This window comes from Novosphingobium resinovorum, assembly GCF_036352595.1.
Lineage (GTDB): Bacteria > Pseudomonadota > Alphaproteobacteria > Sphingomonadales > Sphingomonadaceae > Novosphingobium > Novosphingobium resinovorum_B.
On the sequence record NZ_JAZFAX010000008.1, the window covers coordinates 134,317 to 149,571 of the forward strand.

General features: G+C 65.1%; 16 protein-coding genes and 1 tRNA gene. 6 read left to right on the forward strand and 11 right to left on the reverse strand.

The features are described from left to right. The first annotated feature begins 35 nt into the window (after positions 1-35). The gene (locus V2S85_RS10310) at positions 36-1,436 is read left to right on the forward strand and encodes a sugar transferase (RefSeq protein ID WP_330702766.1); all 1,401 of its coding nucleotides are present in this window, start codon (positions 36-38) and stop codon (positions 1,434-1,436) included. A 21-nt stretch (positions 1,437-1,457) separates the two neighbouring features. Here the strand turns inward: V2S85_RS10310 and V2S85_RS10315 are convergent, their stop codons facing one another. The 5 genes from V2S85_RS10315 to V2S85_RS10335 all read right to left on the reverse strand — a co-directional run bounded on the left by V2S85_RS10315 (position 1,458) and on the right by V2S85_RS10335 (position 5,783). Beyond that, positions 1,458-3,395: a hypothetical protein gene (locus tag V2S85_RS10315; RefSeq protein ID WP_330702767.1), complete on the reverse strand. Its 1,938-nt coding sequence runs from the start codon at positions 3,393-3,395 to the stop codon at positions 1,458-1,460. 17 nt (positions 3,396-3,412) lie between these two features. Then, positions 3,413-3,844: a hypothetical protein gene (locus tag V2S85_RS10320; RefSeq protein ID WP_330702768.1), complete on the reverse strand. Its 432-nt coding sequence runs from the start codon at positions 3,842-3,844 to the stop codon at positions 3,413-3,415. Positions 3,845-3,950: 106 nt separating this feature from the next. Beyond that, positions 3,951-4,487, reverse strand: coding sequence for an LptA/OstA family protein (locus V2S85_RS10325; RefSeq protein WP_330702769.1), 537 nt, complete (start codon positions 4,485-4,487; stop codon positions 3,951-3,953). Next, positions 4,484-5,131: an LPS export ABC transporter periplasmic protein LptC gene (gene lptC / locus V2S85_RS10330; RefSeq protein WP_330702770.1), complete on the reverse strand. Its 648-nt coding sequence runs from the start codon at positions 5,129-5,131 to the stop codon at positions 4,484-4,486. Before lptC ends, V2S85_RS10325 begins: the two co-directional genes overlap by 4 nt. A gap of 28 nt (positions 5,132-5,159) precedes the next feature. Continuing rightward, positions 5,160-5,783: a ribonuclease D gene (locus tag V2S85_RS10335; protein ID WP_330702771.1), complete on the reverse strand. Its 624-nt coding sequence runs from the start codon at positions 5,781-5,783 to the stop codon at positions 5,160-5,162. An 83-nt stretch (positions 5,784-5,866) separates the two neighbouring features. Here V2S85_RS10335 and ung point away from each other — a divergent pair, with 83 nt between their 5' ends. After that, complete coding sequence (ung, locus tag V2S85_RS10340) at positions 5,867-6,556, forward strand: uracil-DNA glycosylase (RefSeq protein ID WP_330702772.1); 690 nt, start codon at positions 5,867-5,869, stop codon at positions 6,554-6,556. A 163-nt stretch (positions 6,557-6,719) separates the two neighbouring features. On the opposite strand, the gene V2S85_RS10345 is transcribed toward ung, so the two are convergent. Both V2S85_RS10345 and V2S85_RS10350 read right to left on the reverse strand, forming a co-directional pair. Beyond that, the gene (locus V2S85_RS10345; RefSeq protein WP_330702773.1) at positions 6,720-8,201 is read right to left on the reverse strand and encodes a DEAD/DEAH box helicase; all 1,482 of its coding nucleotides are present in this window, start codon (positions 8,199-8,201) and stop codon (positions 6,720-6,722) included. A gap of 470 nt (positions 8,202-8,671) precedes the next feature. Then, complete coding sequence (locus V2S85_RS10350) at positions 8,672-9,169, reverse strand: MmcB family DNA repair protein (RefSeq protein WP_036525822.1); 498 nt, start codon at positions 9,167-9,169, stop codon at positions 8,672-8,674. 300 nt (positions 9,170-9,469) lie between these two features. Between V2S85_RS10350 and V2S85_RS10355 the strand changes: the two genes are divergently transcribed. Continuing rightward, positions 9,470-9,546, forward strand: a tRNA-Arg gene (locus V2S85_RS10355). 246 nt (positions 9,547-9,792) lie between these two features. Further along, on the forward strand, positions 9,793-10,488 hold the full coding sequence (locus V2S85_RS10360; RefSeq protein WP_330702774.1) for a hypothetical protein: 696 nt from the start codon (positions 9,793-9,795) through the stop codon (positions 10,486-10,488). A gap of 17 nt (positions 10,489-10,505) precedes the next feature. On the opposite strand, the gene V2S85_RS10365 is transcribed toward V2S85_RS10360, so the two are convergent. Both V2S85_RS10365 and V2S85_RS10370 read right to left on the reverse strand, forming a co-directional pair. After that, positions 10,506-11,642: a hypothetical protein gene (locus V2S85_RS10365; RefSeq protein ID WP_330702775.1), complete on the reverse strand. Its 1,137-nt coding sequence runs from the start codon at positions 11,640-11,642 to the stop codon at positions 10,506-10,508. Between the two features lie 17 nt (positions 11,643-11,659). After that, positions 11,660-12,517, reverse strand: coding sequence for an AbiJ-NTD4 domain-containing protein (locus tag V2S85_RS10370; RefSeq protein WP_330702776.1), 858 nt, complete (start codon positions 12,515-12,517; stop codon positions 11,660-11,662). 170 nt (positions 12,518-12,687) lie between these two features. Here V2S85_RS10370 and V2S85_RS10375 point away from each other — a divergent pair, with 170 nt between their 5' ends. After that, positions 12,688-12,906: a hypothetical protein gene (locus V2S85_RS10375; protein ID WP_330702777.1), complete on the forward strand. Its 219-nt coding sequence runs from the start codon at positions 12,688-12,690 to the stop codon at positions 12,904-12,906. Positions 12,907-12,916: 10 nt separating this feature from the next. Here V2S85_RS10375 and V2S85_RS10380 read toward each other — a convergent pair whose 3' ends face one another. Both V2S85_RS10380 and V2S85_RS10385 read right to left on the reverse strand, forming a co-directional pair. Then, entirely contained in the window at positions 12,917-13,387 is a 471-nt protein-coding gene (locus tag V2S85_RS10380) for a hypothetical protein (RefSeq protein WP_330702778.1), read from the reverse strand. A 101-nt stretch (positions 13,388-13,488) separates the two neighbouring features. Next, positions 13,489-14,247, reverse strand: a complete 759-nt coding sequence (locus V2S85_RS10385; RefSeq protein ID WP_330702779.1) for a hypothetical protein — start codon at positions 14,245-14,247, stop codon at positions 13,489-13,491. A 33-nt stretch (positions 14,248-14,280) separates the two neighbouring features. Between V2S85_RS10385 and V2S85_RS10390 the strand changes: the two genes are divergently transcribed. Continuing rightward, positions 14,281-15,171, forward strand: coding sequence for a GIY-YIG nuclease family protein (locus V2S85_RS10390; protein ID WP_330702780.1), 891 nt, complete (start codon positions 14,281-14,283; stop codon positions 15,169-15,171). Positions 15,172-15,255: the final 84 nt, after the last annotated feature.

Sequence of the window (15,255 nt, forward strand, 5' to 3'; positions counted from 1 at the left end):
TTCAGCGTGAGTTCGCAACCCGGAGTGTTGGACGCATGAACGCGCCATTTGCTGCGCGTTCGCTCGACAAGGAGCGGACGGACGTTGATGACCTGCTCGTCGCGCCGTCGCTGGAGCGGCGCCGGCTGCAGTGTTATCTCGCCCTCGTCCTGGGCGACATCTTCTCCGTATTCGCCGGTTTCGCCGTCACGGGCTACCTGCTGGCCGGGAGCCAGGGGCTGTCCGAGGGCTTCGTCCACGCACAGCTGATCCTGCCGATCTTCCTCACCCTGGCGCTGTACAACGGCGCCTATTCGACCGCTGCGCTGCAGGAGGGCTGGAAGGGTGTCTTCCGCGCTCTCATGGCGGTGGTGATCGCGGTGGTCGTGGTCGTCTTCGTGCAGTTCCTGATCCGTCCCGATGCGGACGTGTCGCGGGCCGGGTTCAACGGCGGCGCCATCGCGGCCATGGCGGTGATCGCCTGGACCCGCCTGCAGCTGAGGGCCTTCGTGCGCTGGCGCTGCGGGGACAACATCCTCAACGAACTGGTCATCGACGACGGCGGACCACAAGTGCAACTGCGCGGCGCGATCCGGATCTCGGCGGCGGCGATGGGGCTGCGGCCCAATCTCAACGACCCCAATGCGCTCGACCGCATCGGCCTCGTGCTGCGCAACATCGACCGTGTGGTGGTGAGCTGCCCGGCGGGCCGCCGCGCCGAGTGGGCGATGATGCTCAAGGGCGCCAACGTCGACGGCGAAGTGCTGGACGACGAGGTCGCACGGCTCGGTGCGCAGGGCGCACGGGTGGTCGGCAAGCATGGCCTGCTGCTGGTTTCCGCCGGTCCGCTGGGCCTGCGTGACCGGGCGATCAAGCGCCTGTTCGACGTCGCCTTCGCGGGCGGCGCGATCCTCATGCTGTCGCCGCTGCTGATCGTGGTGGCGCTGGCGGTGAAGCTGCAGGACGGCGGCCCGGTGTTCTTCACCCAGCGCCGCATGGGCCGCGGCAACCGCTTCTTCAACATGTACAAGTTCCGGTCGATGACGCAGGCGCTGGGCGATGCCACCGGCAGCGTCTCGGCCTCGAAGGACGACAAGCGCATCACCCGCGTCGGCCGTTTCATCCGCCGCACCAGCATCGACGAACTGCCGCAGCTGTTCAACGTGCTGCTCGGCGACATGAGCCTGGTCGGCCCGCGCCCGCATGCCACCGGCTCGCTCGCGGGTGACAAGCTGTTCTGGGAAGTCGATCTGCGCTACTGGCAGCGTCACTCGCTGAAGCCGGGCCTTTCCGGTCTTGCCCAGGTCCGCGGCTTTCGCGGCGCGACCGACCACGAGGCCGACCTCGTCAATCGCCTCCAGGCCGATCTCGAGTATCTCGAGGGCTGGACGATCATGCGCGACATCCAGATCATCCTGCTGACGATGCGCGTGCTGGTCCACGACCGGGCGTTCTGACCGCCCGCCCGGTCCGGGGCTTCACGACTGGACTATCGCCAGCGTCTGGGCTTCGGCGGTGCCGGCGACGGGCACCGCGTAGAGCGCCAGCGAGGTCAGGCTCGAAGCCAGGTTGCACGATACGGTGACGGTCCCGCTCGCCACGCTGGCCGAGAAGGTCGGCGTACCCATCGTTCCCGCCTGGAGCACGGTGGCGGGGGTGGAGGCGGCGAGCGCGGCAGTGACGCCTCCGCCGCCGGTCTCGATCAGCGCGATGTCGAGTCGGCACGCCAGCGATTGCCGGACCACCGAGGACGCATCCCGCCCGATCACCTGAACGAACAGGCTGGCGGCGGCGGCGGCGTTGGACGGTAGGCCCGACACCGTCATGAAGGGCGTCGTGACGCCCGGTGCCAGCGTCGTCGCATAGCTCTTGTTGGCGATGGGGACGAGAGCGGTCTTGCTCGGCTGGACGAGCTTCAGGTACTCGCTTTCGACTTGCGCGTAGCCGGAGGCGTTCGCATAGAACCGGCCGCGCGTCGTGCCCCGGCGCCGCACCGAGAAGCCGGAACCGGCGGCGCCATCGACATAGGAGGTCATGCTGGCGTTCGACGTATCGTGCTCCACCCCCGCCGAGGTGTAGTCGTAGGCGCTTCCCGTCAGCGGAACGATGGTGCCGGGGGTCGTGCCGGTGGCGATGAGGTCTCCGAACAGCCGCATCGCCTGCATGGTCGATCCGCCGATGGCGGCCCTGCCCCACTTGCAGTTGTTTGTGCGCAGGGGCCCGGTCAGGTTCACGCGGCCGTTCGATGCGGCGATCAGCCCATAGGCGAACTGCTCCACCCAGCCGCCGCCGATCGCCACGTTGGAATTGGAGGCGAGGACGCCGCAGAACTGGGGCAGCGGCGGAACCCGGTCGCGCGTTTCGGCATAGTACTGGCGCACGTCGGCGGCGACGATGTCGTGGAGGTACAGGCCGACGCCGAAGTATTCGGACTGGATGACGCCCGCCCAGATCGCCTTGCCCCGGCGCAGCGATACGCCCCGCGTCATGCGCACGACCGCATATTGCCAGGTCTCGCCGGCGGTCTTGCTGGCGGAAAAGGTGCCGGCGGCAAGGCCGCTGCTGGTCCAGTTCGGCGGTACGTGCCAGCCCGTCGCGCCATCGGCGGAACGCATGACGCACCAGCCATAGCGGGGCGGGGTATCGTTGTTCCAGGTGATGGCGTCATGCGTGGTGTCGGGGCTGGAAGCCGTGACGACCACGTTGGCAGCGGCGATGCCCTTGCCGGCGGGACTGCCGTTGACGTTGATGTTGTCCATCGTCCAGGCACTCTCGCCCGATCTGCCGTCTCCGCTCGTCCCGCCAAGGTTGATCGCGCCGGTCCGGAAGCTGATGCCGACGATCTGGTTGTAGTAGAGGCCCCAGGGGTGATTCCAGGCGGTATCGAAGAATATCCCGATGTCGGCGTTGGCGATGTAGACCCGCTCGATGCGCGCAAGGCCGGCAGAGGAGGCATCGGGGCTCCCGATCAGGTAGCAGCCATCGGTGCTGTTGCCGGTGATCTTGATGTCGCGGATATCGTAGGACGCCTTGGGACGCAGCATCCAGCCCTGGAAGCCGGAAACCGCGCTCAGCACGCTCTGCTTGTCGCCGGTGTTGCGATGGCCGTGGATCATGAGATCGACGTCGTCGGGCGGGGTGATCTCGGCATTGATCCGGTAGGTCGCGCCGGGGCGCAGCAGCACCGGCCTGCCGGTGTTGACCGCCTGCTGGAGCGCGGCGGTGTCGATCGCGGCATTGGCGGTGTTGCCGTCGCCGATCGCCCCGAACGCTTCGGGGGTGATCCAGTTGATGCGGTCGCGGACGGTGCCGCCACCATCCATCCCGACCAGCGATGCGCCCTTGGCCGGGGCGGAGGAAGCGAGGTTGCGGCGATGGGCGGCGGTCGCCCCGCGTGCGAGAATGTCGGTGGGCATGGGGTGTCTCCCGAAGCTTACTGCGCCAGGCGGTAGGTCAGCGCGCCCGAGGCGAGCGTGATCGCGAGATGGAGCGTCGCGCCGGTCTCGAATTCCTCCCAGACCGGCTCGCAGGCATTCTGGGTGAAGACGCCCCAAGTGTCGCCGCCCAGGGTAAGCGGCAGTCGGGTGGTGCCGCCATCGATCGATCGCAGCACGGTAACCGAGCCTTGCCAGGTTCCGGCAAGCGTGACGAACACCGGCCTTCCGGCAGCAGGCACGAACGGGCCGGCGGCGATGCTGGCGGCGGTCGTGCCCACCAGCGGTTCGGGAACGACGCCGGACAGCGTCGTTACCGGCAGCGGCCGACCGCTTTCGACCAGCGCGAGGCCGGTATTGCCCGGATCGGCAAAACCGACGGCGAAGGCGGTGGCGTAGCCCGAAGGCATCTGAATGGGATTGGTGGGCATGGGGGCTCCTCGTCCGGGAACGGAACCCCTATCCAGATACGCATCCTACGCCGTGTAGGAAAATGCCTTTTTGGTTAATCTATGGTAATCCGGCCTGTGGCCGAGATTACTTGCCGTTCTGCTTGGGCACCGAGAACGTGCCCGATACCCGGCCGCCGGGGCCTGCCGAGGCGGAGGAGACGCCGCTGTTGAGGTCCACCACCAGGCGGCCACCGCGCAGCGTGTCGCCATTGCTGCGCTTGATCGTGGCGTTGCCGGTCATGGTGATGATGCGCTGGTTGAAATCGTAGACGCCGACGTCGCCGGTCGCGGTCTCGTCCGGGCGCGAGACGACGACGCCGCCGCTGGCGGTGATGCGCTGGATCTGCATCGAGCCCTGGTTGGTGAAGTTCACCACCGTGCGTGCCGCCCGCAGCCGCAGTTCCGCCTGCTTCACGTCGACGTTGCCCGACAGGATCACGCGGTCCTGCTTGTCCTGCAACTCGATGCGGTCGGCCGAGTAATCGACCGGCGCGTTCGAATTGTGGCCGGAGAGGACTTGCGCGCCCAACTGCTGCGAACCGGCCAGCGCGGCGAGCGCCAGCACCGGCAGGACCAGTGCGATTCGAGACGTGGTGGAGGGCATCCGGGGGGCGGCGGTCATTGCGGTATCCTGATCTTGCCCGGCGTCATGCGCAGGTGGGCGTTGCCTTCGAGCGTCACGGTGCGGTTCTCGAGGTCGGCGTGCATCGTTTCGGCGCGGAAGGTGCCGGTGGGCACCGTGCCGTCGACGCCGCCCGAGCCCACCGCCGTCTGCTTCTTCACGTCGATGGCGACGTTGCGCGTGGTCATCTTGTAGCCATCGGGCGCGGCGAAGTTCACCGGGCCATCGACCGCGATCTGCTCGGTGTCGTAGTTGTAGGCACCGCGCGGGGCGACGACGTGCGCCGGGCCGTCATTGAGGTTCATGTCGGCCTTGAGGCCGAGCATCTCGATGATCGGGGTGGTCGCGGTCTTCTGCACGGCGGTGCCGGAGGTGACGGTGAAGTCGCGGTTCTTGTTGTCCTTGCCGCGATAGGCGGCATTGTCGGCGCGGATGCGCTCGCTGGTGATCGCCACCTTGTTGCGATCGAGCAGGAAGCTGATCTCCCCGCGCGGGGAGAGCGGCACCAGGATCATCACCGCGGCGACCAGGCCGATGCCCGCCGGGAGCACCTTGGCCAGCAGCGCGACGAGCCGATCGTGCGAGCCGCCGGGCGCGGCGAAGTGCCGGCGGCGGCTCTGGATCTGGGCGGCTTCGACGGACATGGCGTTTCAGGTAACTCCCGTGGACGGGTCAGGCTGCTTCGTGGCTGAAGATGTCGTGGTCCGGCCAGCCGGCAAGGTCCAGACGGGCGCGCGCCGGAAGGAAATCGAAACAGGCCTGGGCGAGTTCGGTGCGGTTTTCCCGCGCGAGGCGCACGACCAGGATTTCATGCATCGCGTGCAGGTAGCGCACGTCGGAAGCGGCGTAGTCCTTCTGCGCCTCGGTCAGTTCGGGGGCGCCCCAGTCGCTCGACTGCTGCTGCTTGGACACTTCCTTGCCGAGCAGTTCGCGCACCAGATCCTTCAGGCCGTGGCGATCGGTATACGTGCGGACCATCTTGCTGGCGATCTTGGTGCAGAACACCGGCGCGGCGGTGACGCCCAGGTAATGCTCGATCGCGGCAAGGTCGAAACGGGCGAAGTGGTAGAGCTTCAGGCGCGCCGGATCGGCCAGCACGGCCTTCAGGTTCGGCGCGGCGTAGGCGCTGCCGGCATTGAAGCGGACGAGGTGCTCGTCCCCCTTGCCGTCGGAAATCTGCACGACGCACAGCCGGTCACGCGGGGTGATGAGCCCCATGGTCTCGGTGTCGACGGCGACGGGGCCGGGCGCGAGTACGCCTGCGGGAAGATCTTCTTCGTGGAGATAGACAGCCATGATCCAAAAATGCTTAGGGACTGCACGGCGGTTTCGCAATGGCGGCCGCGTCTCCATGCGGGTTTTTCGGGAAGGACAAGGGCATGACGGCAACACAGGACGGCCAGACCGTTCCGGAGAGCTGGGCGCCCGCGCTGGGCCCGGTGCTGGCAACGCCCGAGGCGCGTCGGCTGGGCGGCTGGCTCAAGGCCGAGGAAGCTGCGGGCAAGCGCATCTATCCGCCGCGCGGCACCCGGCTGCGGGCGCTGGAACTGACCCCGCTGGACGAGGTCCGGGTGGTGATCCTGGGGCAGGATCCCTATCACGGGCCGGGGCAGGCCCACGGCCTGTCGTTCTCGGTGCAGGAAGGCGTGAAAGTGCCGCCCTCGCTGGTGAACATCTACAAGGAACTGGCCACCGACTGCGGCGTGAAGGCGCCCGGCCACGGCAATCTGGAGCATTGGGCGCGGCAGGGCGTGCTGCTGCTCAACAATGCGCTGACGGTGGAGGAAGGGCAGGCCGGCTCGCACCAGAAGAAGGGCTGGGAGGCGGTCACCGACGCCGCCGTCGCGGCGGTCGCGGCCAAGGCCGAGCCTTGCGTGTTCATGCTCTGGGGCAGCCACGCGAAGAAGAAGGCGCTGAGCGTGCCGGGGCTGATGGAGAGCCATCACCTGGTGCTGACGGCACCGCACCCGAGCCCGCTCTCGGCGCACTCGGGGTTCTTCGGATGCCGGCATTTCAGCCGCGCCAATGCCTTCCTGGCGCAGCACGGGCGCGGGACGATCGACTGGTGATTCGTCGCTTTGATTTGTAATCGTCATTGCGAGTGAAGCGAAGCAACCCAGGGCAGTTTAGAACTCCCCTGGGTTGCTTCGCTTCACTCGCAATGACGGCAGGAGGGTCTCCTCGTCACCCCGCAGTGGCGAGGGCGACGAGGATGGACCCATCGTCTTCCGGTTAGCCGGCGCGCTTCACCGCGCCCTTGTGCGCGCCCATGCCCTTGGGGCCGCGCGGACGGAAGCGACGCTTGCGCTCACCGCCCTGGTCCTCGCCGACCGGCGCGCCTTCGCGGCGTTCACCGCGCGGACCGTCGGCGCGCTTGCGCTCGCCCTGGGGACGATCGCTGCGCGCTCCATCCCGCTGGCCGTCGCGGCGCGGCTGGCCGCCACGGCCACCGCCGTTGCCGCGACCACCGCCACCGCCCTGGCGACGCTCGCCCTGCGGCTGCTCCACCTTGCGCGAAGGCGCGGGCAGGCGGGCGGCCTGGTTCATGAAGTCTTCCGGCAGCGGCAGCGGTTCCAGCTTCACGCGGGTCAGGCGCTCGATGTCGCGGATATAGGGCTTCTCGTCCGGCGCGATGTAGCTGATCGCGACGCCGTCCGCGCCGGCCCGCGCGGTGCGGCCGATGCGGTGGACGTACTGTTCGGCGACGTTGGGGATCTCGAAGTTGTAGACGTGGCTGACGCCCGAGACGTCGATGCCGCGCGCCGCGATGTCGGTGGCGACGAGGATGCGCACGGTGCCCTGGCGGAAGCCGCCGAGCGCGGCGGTGCGCTGAGCCTGGCTCTTGTTGCCGTGGATCGCGGCAGCCGGGATGCCGGCGGCGACGAGGTGGCGCACGACGCGGTCGGCGCCGTGCTTGGTGCGGGTGAACACCAGGGCGCGGTCGATGGCGCCGTGGCTGGCCTTCTCGGCGGCGTCGGGCGAGAGGCCGTCACGCAGCGAGATGGTCAGCAGCGCCTGCTTCTCGGCCTGGTTGATGTGGGTGGCGTACTGCTCGACACGCTCGGCGGTGGTCGACTGCGGGGCGACCTCGACCTTGACCGGATCGTTGATGAACTGGCGGCCCAGCTCGGCGATCGCCTGCGGCATGGTGGCCGAGAAGAACAGGCTCTGGCGCGTCTTGGGCAGCAGCGCGGCGACGCGCTTGAGCGGCACGATGAAGCCCAGGTCCATCATCTGGTCGGCTTCGTCGAGCACGAAGATCTCGACGTGCTTGAGCGTCAGCGCGCGCTGGTCGATCAGGTCGAGCAGACGGCCGGGGGTGGCGACGAGAATGTCGGTGCCACGCTCCAGCGCGCGGGCCTGCTTGCCCACGGGCACGCCGCCGAAGATGCACTGGACGGTCAGGTTCAGGAACTTCGCGTAGCCGCGCATGTTCTCGGCGATCTGCGCGGCGAGTTCGCGGGTGGGCGAGAGCACGAGCATGCGGCAGCCGGCGTTCTGGCGCGGCTTGGGCTCGTTCGCGAGGCGGTGCAGCGAGGGCAGCGAGAACGCGGCGGTCTTGCCGGTGCCGGTCTGCGCGATGCCGAGAAGGTCACGGCCTTCGAGCAGCGAGGGGATCGCCTTGCGCTGGATCGGCGAGGGATCGGTGTAGCCCTTGGCGGTCAGAGCGCGGAGAATCGGCTCGGCGAGGCCAAGTTCGGAGAAATAGGACATGCGTCACTTTCAAAAGTGCGGGGCGCGCAAGGCTTTTGAAAAAGGCGCGCGCACAGCAAGGTGTCGTTGCGGCGACCCTGCGTGAGGAAGGAAGCTTGGTTGGTCGCAACCGTCAGTCCGGGCCGGTCTTGGCTGGATGCCGCGACCTCACGCTGCTCTCGGATTGCGGCGGGGTGAACCCCGCACGCCGGTTGCTGGCGGGCCACTTAGTATGAATTACGACAAAGCGCAAGAAAATTGCGGATAAGTTGCGGAAGTGCCCACCCCGCTGCGGCTTGGCATTTCCGGACCGGAGTTCGCTCCCCTCTTCTCCTTCGTCACCCTGAACTCGTTTCAGGGTCCATCTCGCCTCAAGCCCGGTGGTTTGCCGCAGCAAACCGGGAGCGCCGTTGGTGGCACCAGCTCTCCGGAACAACTGCCCGATGGACCCTGAAACAAGTTCAGGGTGACGAAGAAAGGGCTGGGTATCGCTACCCTTCGCTCCCCCACTGCAGCGTATGCGGGTCGCCCAGCGTCACCAGCCGCCGCAGCGAGGCGCGCGCCAGACGCTCCGTCTCCACCTTGCGCCGGGCGGCGGCAAGCTGGCGCAGGGGAGCGGGGCGCAGGATTTCCGCGTCGTAGCCATCGGCCACGATCACCCCGCAACTGTCGGGCAGGAACGCCTCGCTCTCAAGCGGGCTGCGGTCCAGCAAAGGAGAGAGCCCCCAGTAGAACCGGTCGCAGTAATCGAGATAGTCGGTCCACTTGCCGTCGCCGAGCAGGTCCGCGCGCGCCACCTTGATCTCGACGATGATGACGTGCCCCTTGGCGTCGATCCCCATGAGATCGGCCCGCCGCCCACAGCGCAGCGGCATTTCCGGCATGCACCAGATGCCGTTGCGGGCGAACAGCCGGGCGATTCCGCGTGCCACGTCCACAGCGGTATGCCCATGCGAAGGGGCGAGGGAAAGCGAATCAGCTTCGGCCATGATCGCGATCATAGGAACATATCAGGAACTGACAAGTCATCGCATTTGGCGCTGGCAAGCCCCGCTTCCGTCTGCTAACCGCGCTGGCACTGCACCCGTAGCTCAGCTGGATAGAGCGCTGCCCTCCGAAGGCCCACGTCCAACGGCAGAGCAACGATTTTATACTGGATTTCCGGGGGTTTAACAAGACTACAGAAAGGACGGACGAAAAAACTCACCAAAAACTCACCGCGTTCGGACAGCCGAATTTGATCGCGGATTGACCTTCATCGGCACAACACATACGGCTTCAAGCCATCTGCACCCGTAGCTCAGCTGGATAGAGTGGCGCCCTCCGAAGGCGTAGGTCACAGGTTCGAATCCTGTCGGGTGCACCAAATTTCCTAGTAAAATCAACAGGTTGAGAGGGTCAAGCCTCTCCCGTTGACCGCCTCGCCGATCCTAAAACTCACCAGCTTTGGCCACGGCGGCGGCAAAGACCCAGCATTTCAGCCAAAAACGCCTCGAACAAAACTCACCAGCGATCGTGAGCCCGCCGAGATAGCTTGGAGATCGTCAAAAGCTGGGGGTGGCGTTTGGGCGAACCGCTCGTGCGGATGCGCTTCGTCAGCTAGGTTGCAAACATGGATCAACACGAACTCATCACGACGGTCCTATGCGAAGCGGGCGGCCGTCACGCAGAGGATTCGCTTCCGGCCGGCTACGCCGGCAAGCGCGCCGACGTAGTGTTCGCGTCGGACAATCTCATCGCCGAGGTGAAGTCGTTCACAAGCGACCGGCGACAAGATCCACAAGTTGCGACCAAGCTTGGCGAGGTGATGGAACGCAACGCGGCCTTTGGCGGGCCAATCGTGTTTGGCACGGTCAACGTCAGGCTTCACGACCTTCCAAAACCGATCGCCGAACAGGCATTGAGGGTGGTGGGCGCGCGCGTCCGCAAGGAGGTAACGTCGGCCCGAGGCCAGATTACGGCAACACGAGCCGTCCTCGACATGCCCGATGCCTACGGCCTCATCGTGTTCGTCAGTCCGCCCGAACGCCTTGGCAATCAGACGATAGCCTGGCTGATCAACGACGCTTTGAAGCAGAGTGCCCATATGGATGGGCTGGACGGAGCGATGGTGATCGAAACGCCGCTAGGCTTCCCTGCCGGCGAATTCAAAAGCCGGAACACGTTTTCATCCCTTTGGTCAATCAGCGGACGGACATTTCCCAATGGGCTGGCAGAGCGCATTGCCGCAGCTTGGGAATGCATTACGCCACAGCCCGCACGACACGCGGATGCCGAAGATTTCGTCGCGTTGGGGGGGACGGAATAGCCATCAGGTAACGCGGATCATGCTCGCCACCGCTCTCCCAATTCCTGTGCCATTCGCATGATCGTCATCCGTTCATCGACGGCCACCCACAGCGCCTCGTCCGAGACATCCCCGCGGAACAGAAGAGTATTGGACGAGTAGACATGGAAGCGGTCCGCGAAGGTCGGGATGATTGTGCCGGTTTCCGCTAGTTCGTCTTCCGCCCCTGCTCCAATCCACCCCGGCGGAAGCGGTAACAGCGCCTGCGGGTTGCGGATGAATACCGAGCCATCGCGCCAAGGCTCAGGCGGCACGTCGGGATCGCCGACCTCATAAGCGAACGGTTCGGGGCTGATTGCATTGGGATCGGGATCCCAGCAATCGCCAATGCGCACCATGCGAACGGCGCTTGAACGGTGAGCACCCTGCTGACCAATGCGGCCAAATTTCGGGATGGTGCCGGCGTTGCAGAACAGAACACCGGAGATATGCTCCGCATCCGGCAGGCCGAAGAAGTTGGACGGTATCACCTTCGAGCCTTCATGGTGAAGGATCGTGTCCCCTTCGACCACGAGATTACCGCCGTCATCGAACCAGTGCCGATGGTCGATGCCGAAGAGATATTGGGAAATGGAGGTAGCGGAAAGATTGAGCGCGCCGCCATGGAAGGTCTCGATCGCGATCACCAGCGGCTTCCCCGCGACATGGGGTAAGGTCCAATATTTTTTCTTCAGCTTCGAATAGAGCGGGCTGCCGAATTTAATCGCCACCTCGTGCTTCAGATAGCGCATCGCCTCTTCTTGATTCCGCGGCCCGTCCTGCGGAAATTGTTCATAGGGCTGATAGTCTGGCCGTGGCGGTGGATTGGCGGTGACCGCCTCGACGGCGACCGTGAGACCATCGCAGGTAATGAGGAAGTCAGGCCGGTCATGACTGCGGTCGATGCTGTGTCCCGCCTCGGTGAACAGCGCCTGGAGATAGAGCTCAAAGGTCCGCGCATCGAAGCCGTGGGTCTGGAACTGCTGGACGAAATTGCCGTCGGGGTCGGTCATGGTGGCGGCCACCTCGCGTAACACTGCGCGGGCGGGGTCCATGATCGCCTCATCCCGCGTCTTCAGATAGTGCGGGTGGAGCGTCTCATCGGCGGCAAGGCGCTGGAACAGATCGAGTGCCATGTCCGCGGATCTTCTGGTCAAAAGCTGGTTGTCGGGCTTGCGCGCCCGGCGTGACGCAGGAGGTAGACGCTAACCGCGGAGGCGACCGTCACCACCAGCTCGGCCTCTTCGAAGCGCGGCTCGCGGCCCTCAACAATGTGCCGGCCTTGTTCCGAGGCAAAGCCCCAGAGCTTGTGCAGGGCGGCGTCGAGTGGTGGCGGCAAGGTCAGGCGGCCGATGATCTTGCCGAGCGTATCGGTGGAGCCGTCAATCTCACGCGCCACGCACTCCAAAGCAGCCATGGCGTGTTGGATTGCGCCCGTGACGTCAGCTGACGGTCTGCGGGAGACGTCCTTTAGCGCCTCGTGGATCTCGTTGGCGGCGGTTGGCGACCCGGCTTCGAGCATGACCGCGACGGCATCGCGGGTTGCGAGCGCGAAGGCTTCCGATCCGCGGGCGACCAGCTTGCCCTGTTCAAGCTCCCAGCCGACGCCCAGTTCACGAAAGCTCAGATTGAGCCGCTCTTCGAACGCGCGCTTCCGTTCGCCGGTGAAGTCGTTCTTTCCGACCTCGGTATAGAGCCGCTCGACAAAGTCGTAGATTTTGTACCAGGGTGCCTGGTCGATCAGCCGATGCACCTCACTCTCGATGTTGCCGGGCGACCAGTTGCCGAGATCCGGGCGCTTGAGAAGCACCTCGCACAGGAGCTCGCGCATGCCCCCCGGCCCCAAGTCGAAAGCATAGCCGAGCATCGCGACGGCATCGCGCACCTCGTCGGGCGCGTCCTCGCGGATCGTGATCTTGGCGTCGGGTCCGCGGAAGCCGAATCGAGACGAAAAAGGAGTGTGACCATCATTCATTGCGTCACCATAACAGATACCGCTGGCAGCGGGCATCGGACCGCATAGACCTCGCGCCCTCTTTGGACTCAAGCGGGGTCTCTACGCCGAAGGCGGCGGCTACCTCTGCGGCGCTCAGACTCGCGGTGCAGGGATTAAACATGGGCCAAATCTGACTGCGCGCGGCGCGCCTCGCCATCGTGTCGTCAGGCTGGTAGGCCAACGGTATGAATGAAACACCTGTCCGCCTCTACGCGATCGAGAAGAATCCTGACGACGGCCTCTTCTATTTGCATACCGATCGCGCGTTCGCAGCGAATGGGAAAGACTTCATCTCGAACAAGCTGCCGCAAGGATTTCCGACCGAAGCGGCCGCGCGCGAACATGCGCGGCTCGAACATGGCGCAGCCGACAGCGAAATTGCGCCGAACCCCGGCGTGCGGTAGCGACGCAGGCTCAATATTCCCGCTTATATTCGGCCTGCAATCCGCCGAGTTCCGCCAATTCGTCCAGCACGCCTATTGTGGTCGTCAGGAGCAGTTCCATCCGAGCGGGATCGTCCCAGAAGTTGCTGCCGTGTTTGCCGCCATGGAAGAGGGTGTTGCGGACGGTGCGCGCGAGTTCGGTGACTTTGTCGAGATCGGCGACACCGGGATTGAACGGCACCGGCTCGAAATCGAGTTCGCCCCCCGCCGCGACGATCTGGCGCTCCGGATTGGCGTCGAGCAGCGCCCGCGCTGCCGGTCCTGCCTTATAGGTCTCTCGATATTTTTGGCTGAATTTCTTCCAGCTTGGCTCGGCGGGAGTGCCAACCTCGTCTGAGCGCAGAAAGCGCGCGTCTTTCAGCGCATATTCGAAGCGAGAGAACCAGAAGAAGAACTCGAACGCGAGTCGCCGCAGATCCTCTTTAACTTCGTCGTGTCGCATGGCGTTCTATTCACGCGAGCCGCGAATGAATTCAAGCCTGCGTGTCGCCACCCGCCTCAGCGCAATCATATGCCGCCCGCATGCATCGGCGCGCGCGGTCGTCATCCGACCTCCGGCGGTCGCAGATATTCGCGGAATCCGTCGAGATCCTCCTTGCTGGGGATCGGCGCCGTCGGGAAACCGCGGATGGTTTCGGCCAGGTCGCGGCGTGAATGAAAGCCGATGATCGAGCCGCCATTGCTCAGCTCATAGACCATGCTGCCGGTGTAACGGTCAGGTAGGGCGAGACCGGGTGCGAACGCGATCGGCTTATTCTTTGCCTTGCTGCTGACCTCATGCTTGGCGAGCGCAACACGGATGAACTCGATGATGGTGAAGCCGATCTCGGTTCTGGTCAGATCATCCTTCATCCGCTGCACGATCTCGGGATTGTCGCGCGCTGTCCGCAGCTGCTCGGCGCGCAGCTCACGGTCATGATGGTGGTAATTCGTCTCGCGCTCGAGATGCTGGGCTTTGAGATCGAAGCCGCCGCTGGCGGCTAGACGAATGATCTCTTCGCAGCGCTGGCGCCAAGTTCGCAACAGTTCATAGGCGGCATAAATCCACATGGGTGAAAGCGCACCGAGAAGGGCGCGCTGCGTCATGGGCTTTTCGTCGTCGGCCATGCCGCGCAAGGCCCGTTCTTCCATGCCGTTGAGCAGATTGTCGACCAGCGCGAGCTGTTGGCCCTGGATTACAAGGAAGGGATTGTCGTTGAACCCGGCAAGCGCCCTCAGCGCTTCGAACAACTCGTTTGGACCTATCTCGCCCGCTCGGCGCGGGCGCTGGTCTTCGGGCGCTTCATCAGGCCAGTCGTCCATCAAATTCGGTGTCCTCCCTGCGCGCGGAGGGCCGTGCAGAATTTTACCATCGGCATGCCTCCTCGCTCTTGTTACTATGAGCGGATGGGGCTCACATTCAACGCGATCTTGAGAGATCTCGACGTCGCGCCGGGCGATGTCCGGCTGCTGAGGCACCAGACGGTCAAATATTCGGGGCGCACACCGTACACGCTCTGGCGCGACAACCCCGAGGGGTTTCGGCTCTATCAGAGCATCCAAAGCGTCCAGAACCGTCCGCGGCTTTCGGCACGCTATTGGGCAAGCTTTGTGGTCACACCGGCCCAGTCGACCTTGTTCGTGGGACTCTTCGAGGTGGAGCGGACCGGCCCTTGTGATCCCGCGATCATCGATCCGCTGCGACTGGTCCCTGTGTCTCAGGGCGGAGCGCGCGATCTGGAGATCTATCGGCAGGCCCCGGTCGAGTCTGCAACAGCGCTGGCGGGACGTGTGGTCATCGAATGGGGCGCCGGCACACGGTCCTGGGTGCAGCGCGCGGAAAATCAGGCGAAGCCGATTGTCGAGATCGCACGCGCGTTCCAGGAAGAGGTGTTTCCGGGCTACAACCGCTTCATGGGCACCCTATCGGCAATCGAGACGCTACCGAACGGCTGGCTCGCAGCTCTGCGGGCTTCGCGGGGCATCTACCTGCTGACCTGCCCGCGCACCCGCGAACAATATGTCGGATCGGCAACCGGAGAAGACGGCTTCCTTGGCCGGTGGCTCGGTTATGTCCGCGACGGCCATGGCGGGAATGTCGCGCTGAAAAGCCGCGATCCCTCGGACTATCAGGTTAGTATTCTCGAAGTGAGTAGCTCGACGGCTTCCGGCGAGGAGATCCTGGTGGCGGAGCAACTTTGGAAGGCCAAGCTGCAGAGCCGGGAAATGGGCCTCAACCGCAATTAGCGGACCGACGAATCTGATCCTCATCGATAATCATAAGGCGACACAGGTGCATCGCGCAAACTCCGCCTGATCTTTCATCGGTCC

Coding starts and splice junctions, on each gene's coding strand:
- V2S85_RS10385 (WP_330702779.1), bottom strand. CDS start 14,247: ATGGACGACTGGCCTGATGAAGCGCCCGAAGACCAGCGCCCGCGCCGA.
- V2S85_RS10380 (WP_330702778.1), bottom strand. CDS start 13,387: ATGCGACACGACGAAGTTAAAGAGGATCTGCGGCGACTCGCGTTCGAG.
- V2S85_RS10350 (WP_036525822.1), bottom strand. CDS start 9,169: ATGGCCGAAGCTGATTCGCTTTCCCTCGCCCCTTCGCATGGGCATACC.
- lptC (WP_330702770.1), bottom strand. CDS start 5,131: ATGTCCGTCGAAGCCGCCCAGATCCAGAGCCGCCGCCGGCACTTCGCC.
- V2S85_RS10320 (WP_330702768.1), bottom strand. CDS start 3,844: ATGCCCACCAATCCCATTCAGATGCCTTCGGGCTACGCCACCGCCTTC.
- V2S85_RS10365 (WP_330702775.1), bottom strand. CDS start 11,642: ATGGCACTCGATCTGTTCCAGCGCCTTGCCGCCGATGAGACGCTCCAC.
- V2S85_RS10315 (WP_330702767.1), bottom strand. CDS start 3,395: ATGCCCACCGACATTCTCGCACGCGGGGCGACCGCCGCCCATCGCCGC.
- V2S85_RS10345 (WP_330702773.1), bottom strand. CDS start 8,201: ATGTCCTATTTCTCCGAACTTGGCCTCGCCGAGCCGATTCTCCGCGCT.
- V2S85_RS10375 (WP_330702777.1), top strand. CDS start 12,688: ATGAATGAAACACCTGTCCGCCTCTACGCGATCGAGAAGAATCCTGAC.
- V2S85_RS10360 (WP_330702774.1), top strand. CDS start 9,793: ATGGATCAACACGAACTCATCACGACGGTCCTATGCGAAGCGGGCGGC.
- V2S85_RS10335 (WP_330702771.1), bottom strand. CDS start 5,783: ATGGCTGTCTATCTCCACGAAGAAGATCTTCCCGCAGGCGTACTCGCG.
- V2S85_RS10325 (WP_330702769.1), bottom strand. CDS start 4,487: ATGACCGCCGCCCCCCGGATGCCCTCCACCACGTCTCGAATCGCACTG.
- V2S85_RS10310 (WP_330702766.1), top strand. CDS start 36: ATGAACGCGCCATTTGCTGCGCGTTCGCTCGACAAGGAGCGGACGGAC.
- ung (WP_330702772.1), top strand. CDS start 5,867: ATGACGGCAACACAGGACGGCCAGACCGTTCCGGAGAGCTGGGCGCCC.
- V2S85_RS10370 (WP_330702776.1), bottom strand. CDS start 12,517: ATGCCCGCTGCCAGCGGTATCTGTTATGGTGACGCAATGAATGATGGT.